The organism is Paenibacillus sp. FSL R7-0189, assembly GCF_037969925.1.
Classification (GTDB): Bacteria; Bacillota; Bacilli; order Paenibacillales; family Paenibacillaceae; genus Paenibacillus_AQ; species Paenibacillus_AQ odorifer.
The window spans coordinates 5202900-5216854 of sequence record NZ_CP150223.1 but is presented as its reverse complement, the minus strand read 5'-3'; the positions used below and the strand labels follow the sequence as shown (position 1 = coordinate 5216854).

At 44.1% G+C, this 13955-nt stretch carries 17 protein-coding genes; all 17 read right to left on the bottom strand.

All coding sequences use genetic code 11. The annotated features are described in order from the left end of the window. Positions 1 to 28: 28 nt before the first annotated feature. The 17 genes from MKY63_RS22875 to MKY63_RS22795 all read right to left on the bottom strand — a co-directional run bounded on the left by MKY63_RS22875 (position 29) and on the right by MKY63_RS22795 (position 13946). Positions 29 to 1168 carry a 1-deoxy-D-xylulose-5-phosphate reductoisomerase gene (locus tag MKY63_RS22875; RefSeq protein WP_036688483.1) on the bottom strand — a complete coding sequence of 380 codons (1140 nt, stop codon included), beginning with the start codon at positions 1166 to 1168 and terminating at the stop codon, positions 29 to 31. 23 nt (positions 1169 to 1191) lie between these two features. After that, a complete protein-coding gene (locus MKY63_RS22870) occupies positions 1192 to 1995 on the bottom strand; it encodes a phosphatidate cytidylyltransferase (RefSeq protein ID WP_038571935.1) in 804 nt (267 codons plus the stop codon). 20 nt (positions 1996 to 2015) lie between these two features. After that, positions 2016 to 2783 (bottom strand): isoprenyl transferase, encoded by a 768-nt coding sequence (locus tag MKY63_RS22865; RefSeq protein ID WP_036688488.1) that lies wholly within the window; start codon positions 2781 to 2783, stop codon positions 2016 to 2018. A gap of 78 nt (positions 2784 to 2861) precedes the next feature. Further along, positions 2862 to 3416: a ribosome recycling factor gene (gene frr, locus MKY63_RS22860; protein ID WP_036688489.1), complete on the bottom strand. Its 555-nt coding sequence runs from the start codon at positions 3414 to 3416 to the stop codon at positions 2862 to 2864. Then, positions 3416 to 4144 carry a UMP kinase gene (pyrH, locus tag MKY63_RS22855; RefSeq protein ID WP_036688491.1) on the bottom strand — a complete coding sequence of 243 codons (729 nt, stop codon included), beginning with the start codon at positions 4142 to 4144 and terminating at the stop codon, positions 3416 to 3418. The genes frr and pyrH overlap by 1 nt, the downstream gene beginning before the upstream one ends. 102 nt (positions 4145 to 4246) lie before the next feature. Beyond that, on the bottom strand, positions 4247 to 4897 hold the full coding sequence (gene tsf, locus MKY63_RS22850) for a translation elongation factor Ts (protein WP_036688492.1): 651 nt from the start codon (positions 4895 to 4897) through the stop codon (positions 4247 to 4249). A gap of 132 nt (positions 4898 to 5029) precedes the next feature. Next, positions 5030 to 5731, bottom strand: a complete 702-nt coding sequence (rpsB, locus tag MKY63_RS22845; protein WP_036688493.1) for a 30S ribosomal protein S2 — start codon at positions 5729 to 5731, stop codon at positions 5030 to 5032. A 161-nt stretch (positions 5732 to 5892) separates the two neighbouring features. Continuing rightward, positions 5893 to 6549, bottom strand: coding sequence for an endolytic transglycosylase MltG (locus MKY63_RS22840; RefSeq protein WP_076275230.1), 657 nt, complete (start codon positions 6547 to 6549; stop codon positions 5893 to 5895). Continuing rightward, positions 6546 to 7124, bottom strand: a complete 579-nt coding sequence (locus MKY63_RS22835) for a hypothetical protein (RefSeq protein WP_038571941.1) — start codon at positions 7122 to 7124, stop codon at positions 6546 to 6548. Before MKY63_RS22835 ends, MKY63_RS22840 begins: the two co-directional genes overlap by 4 nt. 49 nt (positions 7125 to 7173) lie before the next feature. Next, positions 7174 to 7488: a hypothetical protein gene (locus MKY63_RS22830; protein WP_036688496.1), complete on the bottom strand. Its 315-nt coding sequence runs from the start codon at positions 7486 to 7488 to the stop codon at positions 7174 to 7176. A 51-nt stretch (positions 7489 to 7539) separates the two neighbouring features. Then, positions 7540 to 8943 (bottom strand): FapA family protein, encoded by a 1404-nt coding sequence (locus MKY63_RS22825; protein WP_076275229.1) that lies wholly within the window; start codon positions 8941 to 8943, stop codon positions 7540 to 7542. A gap of 29 nt (positions 8944 to 8972) precedes the next feature. Continuing rightward, positions 8973 to 9761, bottom strand: coding sequence for a FliA/WhiG family RNA polymerase sigma factor (locus MKY63_RS22820; protein ID WP_036688498.1), 789 nt, complete (start codon positions 9759 to 9761; stop codon positions 8973 to 8975). A 90-nt stretch (positions 9762 to 9851) separates the two neighbouring features. Then, positions 9852 to 10256 (bottom strand): hypothetical protein, encoded by a 405-nt coding sequence (locus MKY63_RS22815; RefSeq protein ID WP_036689092.1) that lies wholly within the window; start codon positions 10254 to 10256, stop codon positions 9852 to 9854. 8 nt (positions 10257 to 10264) lie between these two features. Beyond that, positions 10265 to 10762, bottom strand: coding sequence for a chemotaxis protein CheD (locus MKY63_RS22810; RefSeq protein ID WP_036688499.1), 498 nt, complete (start codon positions 10760 to 10762; stop codon positions 10265 to 10267). Continuing rightward, entirely contained in the window at positions 10755 to 11381 is a 627-nt protein-coding gene (locus MKY63_RS22805) for a chemotaxis protein CheC (RefSeq protein WP_036688500.1), read from the bottom strand. Before MKY63_RS22805 ends, MKY63_RS22810 begins: the two co-directional genes overlap by 8 nt. Positions 11382 to 11384: 3 nt before the next feature. Beyond that, complete coding sequence (locus MKY63_RS22800) at positions 11385 to 11846, bottom strand: chemotaxis protein CheW (RefSeq protein WP_036688501.1); 462 nt, start codon at positions 11844 to 11846, stop codon at positions 11385 to 11387. 27 nt (positions 11847 to 11873) lie between these two features. Continuing rightward, on the bottom strand, positions 11874 to 13946 hold the full coding sequence (locus tag MKY63_RS22795) for a chemotaxis protein CheA (RefSeq protein ID WP_076275228.1): 2073 nt from the start codon (positions 13944 to 13946) through the stop codon (positions 11874 to 11876). Between the last annotated feature and the right edge of the window lie 9 nt (positions 13947 to 13955).

The following is a 13955-nucleotide window of genomic DNA, read 5'->3' as shown; positions in this document are numbered from 1 at the left end:
TATTTTTAAAAGGAGATCTTTCTACGTTCTACAGCGTAGCTGCCAGCTCTCGAACACGTCTATCACAGGATTCAATTTGTTCCAGATTCGGATTATGCTCGTTATTATGACAATCTAGCACTTCTCCGATAATCTCCTCAATACGCAGGAACGAGATCTCATGACTTAAGAATCGAGCAACTGCTATTTCGTTCGCAGCGTTGAAAGCAGTAGTCGCCGTTCCACCAGCTTTTCCGCAATCTATCGCTAGCTTCAGTGCAGGGTAACGTTCAAAGTCCATTTCACGGAAGGTCAAACGTCCTATCTCAGCTAACGACAAACGCTGTGCCGGAGATTCCCAACGATCTGGATAAGTAAGTGCATATTGAATCGGGACACGCATATCGGGATTGCCAAGCTGGGCAATAATACTGCTGTCACGGAATTCAACATAAGAGTGAATGATGCTCTCCGGGTGCAGCAGCACATTCACTTGTTCATACGGAAGACCGAATAACCAATGCGCTTCAATAACCTCTAAGCCCTTGTTCACCATTGTAGCAGAATCTATCGTTATTTTCGCGCCCATGCTCCAATTCGGATGACGAAGCGCATCTTCTACCGTCACATCCTTAAGCTGATCACGCGTAAAGTCACGGAATGAGCCGCCGGATGCTGTTAAAGTGATGTAGGCAATATCTGAGATATTCTCGCCATTGAGACATTGATAAATAGCTGAATGCTCACTATCAATCGGCAACAGCTTAACTCCCTTACGATTAGCAAGATCAGTGACCAAATGTCCGGCCGTTACTAATGTCTCCTTATTGGCGAGTCCAATATGTTTGCCGGCTTCAATTGCCGCTAGTGTTGATTGAAGCCCTACGCTTCCCATAACAGCCGTTACGACCATTTCGGCATCGCCGCCAGCCGCCACTTCAACAAGCCCTTCATTCCCGCTGTAAAGCTCTATACCAGAAGGTAGGCTGGATCTAATCTCATCTGCCAGCTCTTTCGTTGCCACAGAGACTCTACGCGGGTTAAAACGACGAACTTGCTCCAGTAATAATGCTGTATTTGTTCCGGCCGCCAAGCCATCTACTTCAAAAGAGTCTGGGTGCATTGCGATGACATCTAGAGTCTGAGTGCCGATCGAACCCGTCGAACCTAGAACACTTATTTTTTTCATAGTTATACTCTCTCTCCCTTCGTTTAATAGTAAGGCATAAGCATTACAATATGTACGAATGGAAATACGATAATCCAGCTGTCACATCGATCAAGAATACCGCCATGCCCTGGCAAAAGTGTACCTGAGTCTTTAATGCCATACGCACGTTTATAAGCTGACTGCACAAGATCTCCAAGCTGTCCTAATATCGCACAAGAAAGCCCAATAAGCAACGCTCGTCCTATCGTCAAGTGTTCAGGAGCAAGCAGCGCAAACACGATAGAAATAAGCATCGAGATCAGTACCCCGCCAACAGCACCTTCCACCGTTTTGTTAGGACTGATGGCCGGCCAGAGCTTGTTCTTGCCAAAGCTTCTGCCTACAAAATATGCCCCCGCATCACTGCCCCAAATGCAGAACAGGAGCAAAAAAGTCCAGAACAAACCATGTCCGTCATCCGATGCACGAGCCACGGCCATATAAGAGAAGCCCATTCCAATGTATACTATACCAGTAAACAGCAAGGCTGTTACTCGAATATCTAATTTATTTTTAGTAAAAACGGTGACCAGAAGGAACAATAACAGCAGAATCCAAATCCCTTGCTCCCAGGACAACGGCGCAGTAACACCAAGCAAATTCCATGGGATCATGAAGCTTAGAATAGCTGCGTAACCCAGAACAGTAGTACCGGAAAGCGTAGGAATACCTATCATTTTGACAAATTCATAAAAACCTATAAGAGCCATAGCAATAAGCAGAACCTGATACGGCCAGTTTCCCAGTACACATAACCCTAAAAATAATACTCCGGCAACAATTCCGGTAATCAATCGCTGCTTCAAAGGTTCCATCTCCTAACAAGCTACTTCAGTCCACCATAACGGCGTGTTCGTCGTTGATATTCAGCAACGGCCTGATGCAAATGCTCTTTGTCGAACTCAGGCCAGTACACATCAGTAAACCACAATTCACTATAGGCAATCTGCCATAACATAAAATTGCTAAGCCGAATTTCTCCACTTGTTCGTATCAACAAATCAGGATCGGGTAAACCAGCAGTTAATAGTCTGTTGTTAATCAACTCTGATGTAATTTCTTCTGGCGACAATATACCAGCTTGGATATCTTTCCCTAAACTGCGCATACAGCCTTCTATTTCATTGCGTCCACCATAGTTAAGAGCAAAATTTAAGATCAATCCAGTATTCTCTTTTGTTCGAGCTACCGCCTCTTCCATAGCCTTACGGGTATATGAAGGTAAAGCGTCAGCGTCACCCATCATGCGTACTTGAACATTCTTCTCGATTAGCTCATCAAGCTCAATCGCCAGAAACTCCCCAGGCAAACGCATCAAGTAATCGACTTCTTCTTTCGGGCGTATCCAGTTTTCTGTCGAGAACGCATACATCGTTAAGTATTTAATACCTAATTCGTCTGCAGCGATCGTAGCACGTTTGACAGCCTTCATGCCGTTCTGATGACCCATAACGCGCGGTAAGCCGCGCCGTTTAGCCCAGCGTCCATTACCATCCATAATCACAGCCACATGCCGGGGAATGTTATCCGGTGAAATCTCGACTGACTGTTGCCTGTCTTTACGGCTCAGCCACGCTTGAATCCGTTTGATCATTTCCGTTTCCTCCAAGCTCTTATCAGAAAGAGACAAACCCCACCATTAACGGAGGGGCCTTAAGTCTCTTGAATATCATTAAACTTCCATAATCTCTTTTTCTTTGGAGACAAGCACTTTGTCAACTTCGGCTATGAACTTATCCGTTGTTTTTTGAATGTCTTCCTGATGGCCACGGGACTCATCTTCAGAGATACCGTTTTTCTCCATCTTTTTAATATCATCGTTGGCATCACGGCGAATGTTGCGGATCGCTACTTTCGCTTCTTCACCAAACTTCTTAGTCAGCTTAACCAAGTCCGTCCGACGCTCTTCAGTCAGCGGAGGGATAGAAAGACGAATAATGGTGCCGTCATTGGCTGGCGTCAATCCGATATCGGATTTCATGATCGCCCGTTCAATATCAGACATCGATGTTTTGTCCCACGGCTGAATCAACAGTGTCCGGGAATCCGGAGTACTTATGTTGGCCAGCTGATTAATTGGAGTAGGTGCTCCGTAATATTCAACTTGAATACGATCGAGAAGCGATGTTGTTGCACGTCCTGCACGTAATGTTGCCAAGTCACGTTTCAGCGATGAAATCGCTTTGTCCATACGCTCTTCGGCATTTTTTTTGACCGATTGTGGCATTAATCTACACTCCCTTTAACAATCGTTCCGATCTTCTCACCGAGAACGACACGTTTGATATTGCCTTGTTCTGTAATGGCGAATACAATGAGCGGTATATTGTTATCCATGCATAAAGATGAAGCTGTTGAATCCATAACACCGAGGTTTTTATTCAGAACATCCATATAAGTAAGCTGTTCGAATTTCTCAGCTGTACTATCTTTGAACGGATCAGCAGAATATACTCCGTCAACCTTATTTTTCGCCATCAGAATAACTTCTGCTTCGATCTCTGCCGCTCTAAGTGCTGCAGTAGTATCTGTTGAGAAGAATGGGTTACCTGTGCCTGCTGCAAAAATAACAACCCGGCCCTTCTCCAAGTGGCGAATCGCACGACGACGAATATATGGTTCAGCAATTTGCTGCATCGAGATCGAAGTCTGCACTCTTGTTGGCACATCAATTTGCTCCAATGCGTCCTGAAGAGCAAGTGAGTTCATTACTGTTGCCAGCATGCCCATATAATCTGCAGTAGCGCGATCTATGCCGCTTGCGCTGCCCGCGATCCCGCGCCAAATGTTACCCCCGCCACAAACAATTGCAACCTGAACGCCAAGTTCTACAACTTCCTTGATCTGTTCAGCGATGGAAATAATCATGTCGGCATCAATACCATATCCGTTTTGTCCTGCCAAAGACTCTCCACTTACCTTAAGGACTACTCTCTTAAATACCGGCTGTTCCAAATGTATACCCTCACTTTCTGCAAAAGACGGAACACTACGTGTACGTGTTCCGCTCTTCTGATGCTTGCCTTTATTCAATTCTTCATATTTATGATAAAGCTATTATTGATTAACTTGTGCCATAACTTCTTCAACAAAGTTATCCACTTTCTTTTCCAAACCTTCGCCTAGTTCAAAACGAGCAAAACGACGGATCGAGATGTTTTCTCCGATTGTGCTGATTTTTTCATTCAACAATTGGGAGATTGTTTTGTCTGGGTCTTTAACGAAAGTTTGCTCAAGCAAGCAATATTCTTCGTAATATTTACCAATACGTCCTTCAACCATTTTTTCAATGATTTTCTCAGGCTTACCTTCGTTCAAAGCTTGAGCTTTCAGGATTTCTTTTTCTTTTTCAACATCTTCTTGTGGCACTTCTTCACGACGAACATAACGAGGGTTTGCTGCAGCGATTTGCATAGCGATATCGCGAGCAAATTCCTTGAAGGAATCTGTTTTACCAACAAAGTCAGTTTCGCAGTTGATTTCTACAAGTACACCAATGCGGCCGCCAGCGTGGATGTAAGATTCTACAACGCCTTCAGTAGCAATACGTCCTGCTTTGTTTGCTGCTGCGGACAGACCTTTTTCACGAAGCAATTCTGCTGCTTTAGTAATATCGTTATTAGCTTCTTCAAGCGCTTTTTTACAATCAAGCATACCAGCGCCTGTTCTTTCACGAAGTTCTTTTACTGCTTTTGCATCAACTGCCATTGTTTATTCCCTCCAGGTAATTGTCGTTTTCTTACATTATTCAAGGCCTTTATCCTAAAAAAAGGGCAGTGAGAGGTTATCCACCTGCCAACCACCCTTTTCATTTAAGTTCTTGTATGTGCTAGTCGCTACTTAAGCAGTAGTTGTGTCTTCGCCTTGGTGAGCTTCAACAACAGCGTCTGCCATTTTACCAGTCAACAATTTAACAGCGCGGATAGCGTCGTCGTTACCTGGAATTACGTAGTCGATTTCGTCTGGATCACAGTTAGTATCAACGATAGCTACGATTGGAATACCCAATTTGCGAGCTTCTGCAACTGCAATACGCTCTTTACGCGGGTCAATGATGAACAACGCGCTTGGAAGACCTTTCATGTTCTTGATACCGCCCAAGAATTTTTCAAGACGATCTTTCTCTTTGCGAAGAAGGATAACTTCTTTCTTAGGTAGCACTTCAAAAGTACCGTCTTCTTCCCAAGATTCCAATTTCTTCAAGCGATCAATACGCTTTTGGATAGTTTGGAAGTTAGTAAGCGTTCCACCCAACCAACGTTGGTTAATGAAGAACATACCGGAACGTTCTGCTTCTTCTTTTACGGAATCTTGAGCTTGTTTCTTTGTTCCTACGAATAGGATTGTGCCGTTGTCACCAGCGACGCTTTTTACAAAGTTGTAAGCTTCCTCTACCTTTTTGACTGTTTTTTGCAAGTCAATAATGTAAATTCCGTTTCTTTCAGTGAAGATATAACGATCCATCTTTGGGTTCCAACGACGAGTCTGGTGACCGAAGTGTACCCCAGCTTCTAGAAGCTGTTTCATGGAGATTACTGCCATCTTCACACACCTCCTAAGTTTGGTTTATTGTGTGTCTCCTCCGCCATGCGTCATCTTTCAGCAAGACTTTCTTCAGAAGAAAGCACCCCTTGTCGAAATCAACCGGCGTGTGTTTTAACACCGTCAATTACTATACCATATTATATCAGTGTATGCAACGATCACTTTAAAGTTATTAATTTCTCTATTATGGAGTCAATACTCTCTCCCTTATTAAAGCTATAAGAACCGGATTGAATTTTCGTATTAATCTTTCGTTTGTTTGCAGCCTCTAGAAAAGTAGACTTATCCTTAATGACGCCAGCCTTCGCTAAAATATCTGTTGTTGCGGTCAATGTGCTACCAGATGGAATTCGAACGGAAACACTAGCATTTGCTGTGACTTTAGGCGTTGCAGGAGCTACAGCGGTTGGAGCGGCACTGGCCTTTGGAGTGACCTGTGGCTGCTCAACCTTGCCGTCAGTAGCCGTAGATGGCTTCTTCGGCGCAACGGCTTTATCAGAGCTCTCAGGTACTGTAGGTGACACTACCGGTGTGGGGGAGGCTGCAGCAGCCGGCGCAGAGGGGCTGACGTTCTCCTTGCTTTCTACTGTCGATCCCTCGGTCTCTGTGATTTCCTCTTTATTATCATTCTCAGCTTCCCCCGAGGCAGATTCTGCAGATTCATCGATGACTTTCATATTCAATTTTTCAGCACCCTGTAGAACTTGTTCTTTGGTAAGTGGAGCCGCTCCACCGGAGATCATTAACTGAAGTAATAAAGCGCCAGTAATTAGTCCTGTGCCTAGTCCGAACAAGAATGAACGGTTCTTAATCATACCGATTCCTCCTGTTTGGCAAGTTGCAGAATCAGTTGCACTTCCCCTCGCTGAAGTCCAGCCGTCTTGGCAATGGAGTCTATCGATTTGCCCTGCTCATGCAGTTCAAACAATCTTGGGTAACGTAATTTTATCGAACTAATAGGTTTCGCTTTCACATCTGGCGACACTGAACTCATCTCTGCTGGCAGAGACGTATCTTCGTTAACACCAACTTTAACCTTCGAACCTTGTTCAACCGTCACTGCAAGTTCTTTCAAACCCTTCTCTTCCTCGGCCACTCGTGCTTCTAGCTTTAAAGAGCTGTTCTGCAACTCTACCACTTGACTCTGTAATTCATTAACCTGTCCCTGCAGTAAATTATGATTAGTTTGCGATTGTTGTTTAATACTACTAACTAATTGTACCAGTTCCTCATTCTCGCGCTCTATGTCTGCCATATATAGCTCAAGCGCAGCCTCTGTTTCCTTGAGGCTTTGCTGATTAGCTTTTCCTTCCTTTACACGTGCGGGAAGTAAAAGGGCATAAAGAATAGCAGCGACACCTACTAGCACAATATAAACCCATGGTTGCAAGTGCCTTATCTCCTTTTACATTTCAGATGTAGATTCATGTGGATTCTTATTAAAGACTTAGATCAATGCGTTGGCCTTTGTAAGGATGCTCGGCATCACGGGTTGCAGGCGAGTTCGAGTGTTTATCTGAAGAAGAATTTCCACCTGAATGAGGATTGCCTTTTCCACCGCCATCCCGTAAAGCTGATTCAGAAGACTCATCCACTTCAGTGCTCCGCATGGCCAATTCCTGACTTTGTTTTACATTTTGCCCAGCCAATTGATGTTGGTCGATAGCAGGACGTTGCTGAGATTCATTCTGAAGCTTGCCCGCCTCCGTGGTGCGAGGCAAAGCAATTTGCAGTTCCACCGGTTTTAGGCTCATCTTAACCCTTCTCTCACAAGTAATGGCCGGCCGCAAATGCTGCCCGCCCGATTAATTGTACGGCGTTAAAGATATATCCCCATCACTGTAAATAAACACAACCCGCTCCGTAGCATCCTTAACAAATCGGGTATATCTGCCGATCATGATCTTTGAACCGCCATAAATGGTTTTGATAACCTCAACTCTCGCTCTACCTGTATCTTCTAACATTCTTTCTATCTCTAGCACTCGTTCTTTAATTCTTTTTTCTTCACGTTGATGGGATTGTTTAGTAGCATTTAATTTGACGCGAAGCGCCACTTTATCCGCAGGGAGCTGACCGTTAGTAGCCAATTGATTTAATAGATACAAAGCTTTAGAGGTTTTATCCTCGTTCTCCAGCAGCTGCCGCAACTCTTGACGAAGCTCGTTAATCTCATTTCTAAGCTCTGGAACCACGCCTACCTCAATCACAGTCGCAGTGGACATGGTGTTACCTATAGTTCGTGCTACAACTCTATCTCCAGACTGAACGATTCCACCCACAATCAAACCTTTAGAGCCGTTACAGATAACATCTCTACCAGCACGTATATTGGAATGCATAATACTCTGAGAAACAATTACATCTTCACCAGCGGTTACGTTTCCATCTTGAATGAAAGAAACCTTCACACTTTTCCCAGCAGTAACTTGACCTTTGTTATATCCGATAATTCCACCAGTAATTTCAATGGAACCCCCAGAGATTAACTCTGCACCTTCAACGCCGCCTACAACCCGAATATCACCGGCAGACTTTACAGTGAAGCCTGAAAGGACATTCCCGCGTATGACGACTGTACCTACAAAATCAATATTTCCAGTGCTGTAATCCACATCACCATTCACTTCATATACAGGAAACACATTGATTTTCCCGTTATCAGTTAACGTTACCAGTCCATCAATCGCTGCATACATCGAAGTGCCGTCATTATCAATGAGTACATTTTTCCCGATTTTAAAATGAGCTTCCTTTCCAGCCTTGAAAGCAAGCTCATCACCAGTTACAGTCATCCCTAGCTTTCCAGGCTGGGCAGGGATAATTTTAGCTATTAACTTTCCTTTAAGTACATTACGAAGCCGGACCAAGTCCTTATAGTCGACCTTACCATCCGCTTTCTCAAGCGGTTTGCGGTCCTCTTCCAGATCTACTGTAAGCATAACTCGTCCATCCGTGCCATGCACAGCAGGATAACCTGCAGCAATTGGAACTTTACTCCAAAAAAACTCCTCAGGATGACTACAAATACGTTCGACAACATCACTCTTGATACCGTAGCGAATATTGTGACTGTGCAGGAAGGCTTCCAGTTCTGTAGATGAGCAGGAAAAATTCTCATCCTTTTTGGAGAACTGCAAATACGCGATCCCTTTGTCCTCCGAAAAAGTTATACTCAAGTACTGATTCAAAGCATATTGACCGATCAAATTTTGCTCCCCCTTGTCACCGCTAACGGTTAATCGTTCTGCATAAGGAGATCACGGTTCTTCTCGAGCGTTCCCCTCAGCCGCAAAATAGCTTTGGAATGCAACTGCGAAATTCTTGAAGGAGATAACGACATGACCTCTGCAATCTCACTTAAAGATAAATCTTCATAATATAAAAGGGACACAACGGTCCTTTCTTTCACCGTTAATTTCTCAATACCTTTGGTGAGCGCTTCGCGCAAGTAGAATTCATTTACCTTGCTATCCGGATTCTTAGCTTTATCGTCCACCAGTATGGACATTCGGGTCTCTGATTCCTCTTCACGAATCGGGTCTTCCAGTGAGCAAAGTGACATCACAGCCACATCCTGCAACATATTTTGAAATTCCAGTTCACTAATATTAAGGTATTGGCTCATTTCCTCGTCACTAACTGACCTTAAGTGCTTCTGCTCCAGCTGCTGATAAGCGTCCTCGATTTTTTTAGCTTTTTCCCGAACGGATCTAGGTACCCAATCACTTTGGCGTAATGAATCTAATATCGCACCACGCACACGCCAGGACGCATAGGTCTGAAATTGCAATCCTCGTTTGTAGTCGAATTTCTCAATCGCATCAATTAGTCCCATAACCCCATTGCTGGCTAAATCATCTTTGGATACATTTTTTGGTAATCCCACAGCCAAACGACTGGATACATAATCAACAATATGGAGATAACTCTCTATCAGCTTCTTTTTGGCTTCAGGGTCTCTGTGTTCTTTCCACTGTTCCCATAGCTCGTCAGTTTCCAATTGAGAAGCTTTACGCTCGTTCAATAGCTTTCACCCTTCCCAAAGTTTAGTCAGCGAGCATTCGCGGCGAAATGTACCTTCCAATAAGATCACCGATTCCGCCTCAGCCCTCACTTATTCTTCTTTCAGGTGACGAACGGCCTTGGCCAATTCTTCAGGATCCTTCATCGAAACTAGCTTAGGAGGTGTAAGAGGCTTAAATCCCTCGCTATTTTCGTTTCCTTGTCCTGGCTTCGGTTTTAGTAGATTGATTAATTCTTCATCCTCATTAGGGGTGCTGATGTCCAGCTTCGCCCCAAGTTCTTCACCGCCAGTGTCCACTTCATCCGGAGGCGATGTTTGAATCATAATAAAACCCAATACCCATCTTAAGAGAAAAGCAAGCAGAAACCAGATGATAAATGCAATTAGGCTTCTTAATAAACTAGTACCCAATACATTGTTACTGTAGGTTACAAAAAAGGTAAATATGAAACCTACCAAACCCGACACCAAGTTTATCAAAATGTTTCCAATCATATTCATAATTATAGTTCCTTAGCGCCTTTTTGCACACTGCGAATAAACAATATACCAGTGTTGCAGGCTATTTCTATCGTACGGCCATAATTGCCGCCTGTGTCTTCTGCGATTAACGGAATTTTTAAATTTTCAAGTGCTAGTTTACAAGATTCAACATTACGAGGCCCGATCCTCATGGTGTCGCTCCCCCCGGCAAAGGCAAACATTTGTGAACCTCCGGCCATCTTGGCTACGATCCGGCTCCGAACCGCCCCAAGCTCTAGCAGACGGGATAAGAGCTCCGGCACTGCGGTATCTGCAAACTTAGCGATGTTTAACTGCCCTTCCCTAGCAATCTCAGATGATGGGAGCATCACATGCGCCATCCCTGCGAGCTTTTTTCCAGGGTCAAACAATGTTAATCCCACGCAGGAGCCAAGACCTGTGGTACGAATTAAACTATCTTGGCTGCCAACGTTAAGATCCGCCATCCCTACTTTAATAATGCTTTGTTCTTCAATCATTTTCAAAAGGAACTCCTAGCGATTTGAAGATTTTCGGGAATGATTCCGGATCGGGAATAAGGAAAAATTGCCCTTCAATTTCGTTTTTCCCCTCAAAGAAGGTAGTGTCGATCAACAATGCATCGTCCCCCATCTGCCCGAATTGCAGCAGACCGTAGCTAAGGATGGCGCCAGCCATGTCCATAGCAAGGGCCGGAACCGTTGGATACATAGAAAGTGAGGTGAAGTCTGCTAGAGAAGAAAGATATGAACCTGCCAAAATATTGCCAATTTCGCTTAGCGCAGAAAGTTCCATTTCTCCAAGCTCTTCATCACTCGACAGCTCAATGCCTGCAATACGACTAAGCAAGTTCATTGCCGCTTCTGGTGACAGAATGAAAAACAGGTTACCTGGAGCTTCACCCTCCACACGTAGAAACACCGCATATACTAGTTCTTCGGCTCCGCCAACTTTATCAGTAATTTCCTCAAAGTTAAGGAGCTGTACCTTAGGAACAGCCATATCTATCGGCTTGTTCAAGAGCTGTGATAATGCGGTGGCTGCATTTCCAGCTCCAATGTTCCCAACTTCCTTAAGCACATCCATTTTGAAATCCTTATAGTGCTTAAATAGTTCCACAGGTTAGCCCTCTAGGCTTTCTAATTGAACGATTTCGCTTTTGTTAAGCACTTCTGACAAGTTGAGCATAATCAGTAAGCGCTCGTCCCCAATCTTGGCCACCCCATCCAAATACTTTGCCTTGATGCCGCCAACAACATCAGGAGGTGTATCAATAGAATCTCTGTTCAGATCTATAACATCATTTGCAGAGTCTACAATGAAGCCTACTTCCATTTCATTAACAGATACGATGATGATTCTTGTCTGATCGGTGTGTTCAGCCTCTTCGATACCGAAACGGCCCCGAAGATCAATTACAGGAATAACAACACCACGTAAATTAATTACACCTTTGATAAATGAATAGGTCTTAGGTACACGAGTTATGGGCATCATACGCTCAATAGTTTGTACCTTTTCAACTTCAATTCCATATTCCTCTACGCCTAATTTGAACACTATCACTTTAATATCTTCAGCCATGGAATGAACCTCCCTGTTCTATCCTAGTTATTTAATAAAAGCGTTGGGATCAATAATAAGTGCTACTTGACCATCACCAAGAATGGTTGCGCCAGATATTCCTTGTACTTCAGGCAAATATTTACCCAAATTCTTGATCACAATCTCGTTCTGGCCAATAAAATCCTGTACCGCTAAGGCAACTAGCCTTTCTCCTTTACGCACAACCACGATTTCTGTTTCTTCTTCAGTACTCTCATCATAATCAGGCACCGAAAAGAGACGGCTAAGAGAAACCAGTGGAATATGCGAATCACGGAATTCCACCATTTTATTGCCATGAATTGTACGAATCTGGGATTGCTTCACGATTCCGGTTTCCACTATGGAGGTCAAAGGAATGGCATACTTCTCAGAGCCTAAACGGATAAGCATTGCAGCAATGATAGATAGAGTAAGAGGCAGCTGCACTGAGAAATTAGTTCCTTTACCTGGAGACGAATAAATCGTTACATTGCCGCCTAAAGAAGAGATCTTAGATTTCACTACATCCAGCCCTACCCCGCGGCCTGAAACATCAGAAATGACCTCTGCTGTACTGAAACCTGGTGCAAACAACAACTGAAAAGCTTCATCATCCGACATACTGGCTGCCTGCTCTTGTGTTATAACACCCTTCTTCACAGCAGATTTCAGAACCTTCTCTGGATAAATCCCTGTTCCATCTTCCTCGATCTCAATAAAGACGTGATTACCACTGTGGAAAGCCCGCAAATAGACCGTTCCGGTCTCCGACTTACCAGCAGCAACACGATCTGCAATAGATTCGATACCATGGTCAACTGCATTACGCAATAAATGCACCAGCGGATCACCGATTTCATCAATGACCGTACGGTCTAGCTCAGTTTCTGCTCCTGTGATGATAAGATCTACTTTTTTGTCTAGTGACTTGGCTAGATCACGAATCATACGTGGGAATCGGTTAAATACTGTATCTACTGGAACCATCCGCAGCTTCATTACAATATTCTGGAGATCTCCACTTACCCGGCCCATATGCTCAACCGTTTCCGTGAGATCACCGTTTTGAACCTCAGAAGCCAGCTGTTCCAAACGAACACGGTCGATAAGAAGTTCACTGAATAAATTCATCAACACGTCCAAACGTTCAATATCTACACGAATGGTACGTGACGGTGCCCCACCTGTTTTGTGAGTTGCAGGTTTGTTACCCTCTTCTTTGGTTGGCAGTGGTTTAGCGGCAGAAGCGGCAGGTGCAGCTGCTGCTGGCGCCTCAGTAGTCGTGGCTGCCACTTCAGAGGCTGCTGCTGCTTCCTGACCCAGCTGTTGCAGAGAATCTTGATCCAATACTACTGCCGATACCTTGTCAATCTCAGACAGATTTAGAATCATAGCCTGAATTTGATCAGCACTTTTTTGAGTTATGTAATAGAGAGAGAAGCTTTGATCAAATTTCTCTTGTTCAATATCCTGAACGGATGGGAAGGATTTAACCACTTCACCTGAACGCTCCAAAAGATCAAACACCATATATGCACGTACTGCCTTAAGCTGACAATCCTTGCGAATGGTTACGTCCACATATAATACTTGATGTCCTTCTTGAATCGACTGTTCTAGAACAGAAAATTGAAACTCATCTAAATGAATCGGGGTTTCAACCGCTTGTGCAGCAGGTCCTGAGACAGAAGCTGCCTCGCCACCCGCAACAGGAATCTCTCCCCGGACTATAGCCTGTAAGGAGGAGACGATAGACGAAACATCCGCTTTACCCTCGCCTCCTCCCGTAATATCCTCAACCATAGACTCCAAGGCATCCAAACTTTTGAACAACGTATCAAAAATGAAATCCTGCATGCGCAGTTTGTTGTTGCGTACCAAATCAAGAACATTTTCCATTTGGTGTGTGAGTGAAGCCAAATCTTCAAAGCCCATAGTTGCTGCCATACCTTTTAAGGTGTGCGCAGAGCGGAATATTACCTGTACAATACTAATGTCCTCAGGATTCGCTTCCAGCCCCATCATGCTCTCGTTCAATGACTGCAGATGATCGTTCGACTCATCAATAAACATGGATAAATATTGGTTCATGTCCATCAGTGAGCA

Bases quoted from the DNA above. Each gene is read 5' to 3' on its own strand.
- MKY63_RS22875 (WP_036688483.1), bottom strand. From the start codon at position 1,168: ATGAAAAAAATAAGTGTTCTAGGTTCGACGGGTTCGATCGGCACTCAG.
- MKY63_RS22865 (WP_036688488.1), bottom strand. From the start codon at position 2,783: ATGATCAAACGGATTCAAGCGTGGCTGAGCCGTAAAGACAGGCAACAG.
- frr (WP_036688489.1), bottom strand. From the start codon at position 3,416: ATGCCACAATCGGTCAAAAAAAATGCCGAAGAGCGTATGGACAAAGCG.
- tsf (WP_036688492.1), bottom strand. From the start codon at position 4,897: ATGGCAGTTGATGCAAAAGCAGTAAAAGAACTTCGTGAAAGAACAGGC.
- rpsB (WP_036688493.1), bottom strand. From the start codon at position 5,731: ATGGCAGTAATCTCCATGAAACAGCTTCTAGAAGCTGGGGTACACTTC.
- MKY63_RS22840 (WP_076275230.1), bottom strand. From the start codon at position 6,549: ATGATTAAGAACCGTTCATTCTTGTTCGGACTAGGCACAGGACTAATT.
- MKY63_RS22830 (WP_036688496.1), bottom strand. From the start codon at position 7,488: ATGAGCCTAAAACCGGTGGAACTGCAAATTGCTTTGCCTCGCACCACG.
- MKY63_RS22815 (WP_036689092.1), bottom strand. From the start codon at position 10,256: ATGATTGGAAACATTTTGATAAACTTGGTGTCGGGTTTGGTAGGTTTC.
- MKY63_RS22810 (WP_036688499.1), bottom strand. From the start codon at position 10,762: ATGATTGAAGAACAAAGCATTATTAAAGTAGGGATGGCGGATCTTAAC.
- MKY63_RS22800 (WP_036688501.1), bottom strand. From the start codon at position 11,846: ATGGCTGAAGATATTAAAGTGATAGTGTTCAAATTAGGCGTAGAGGAA.
- MKY63_RS22795 (WP_076275228.1), bottom strand. From the start codon at position 13,946: ATGGACATGAACCAATATTTATCCATGTTTATTGATGAGTCGAACGAT.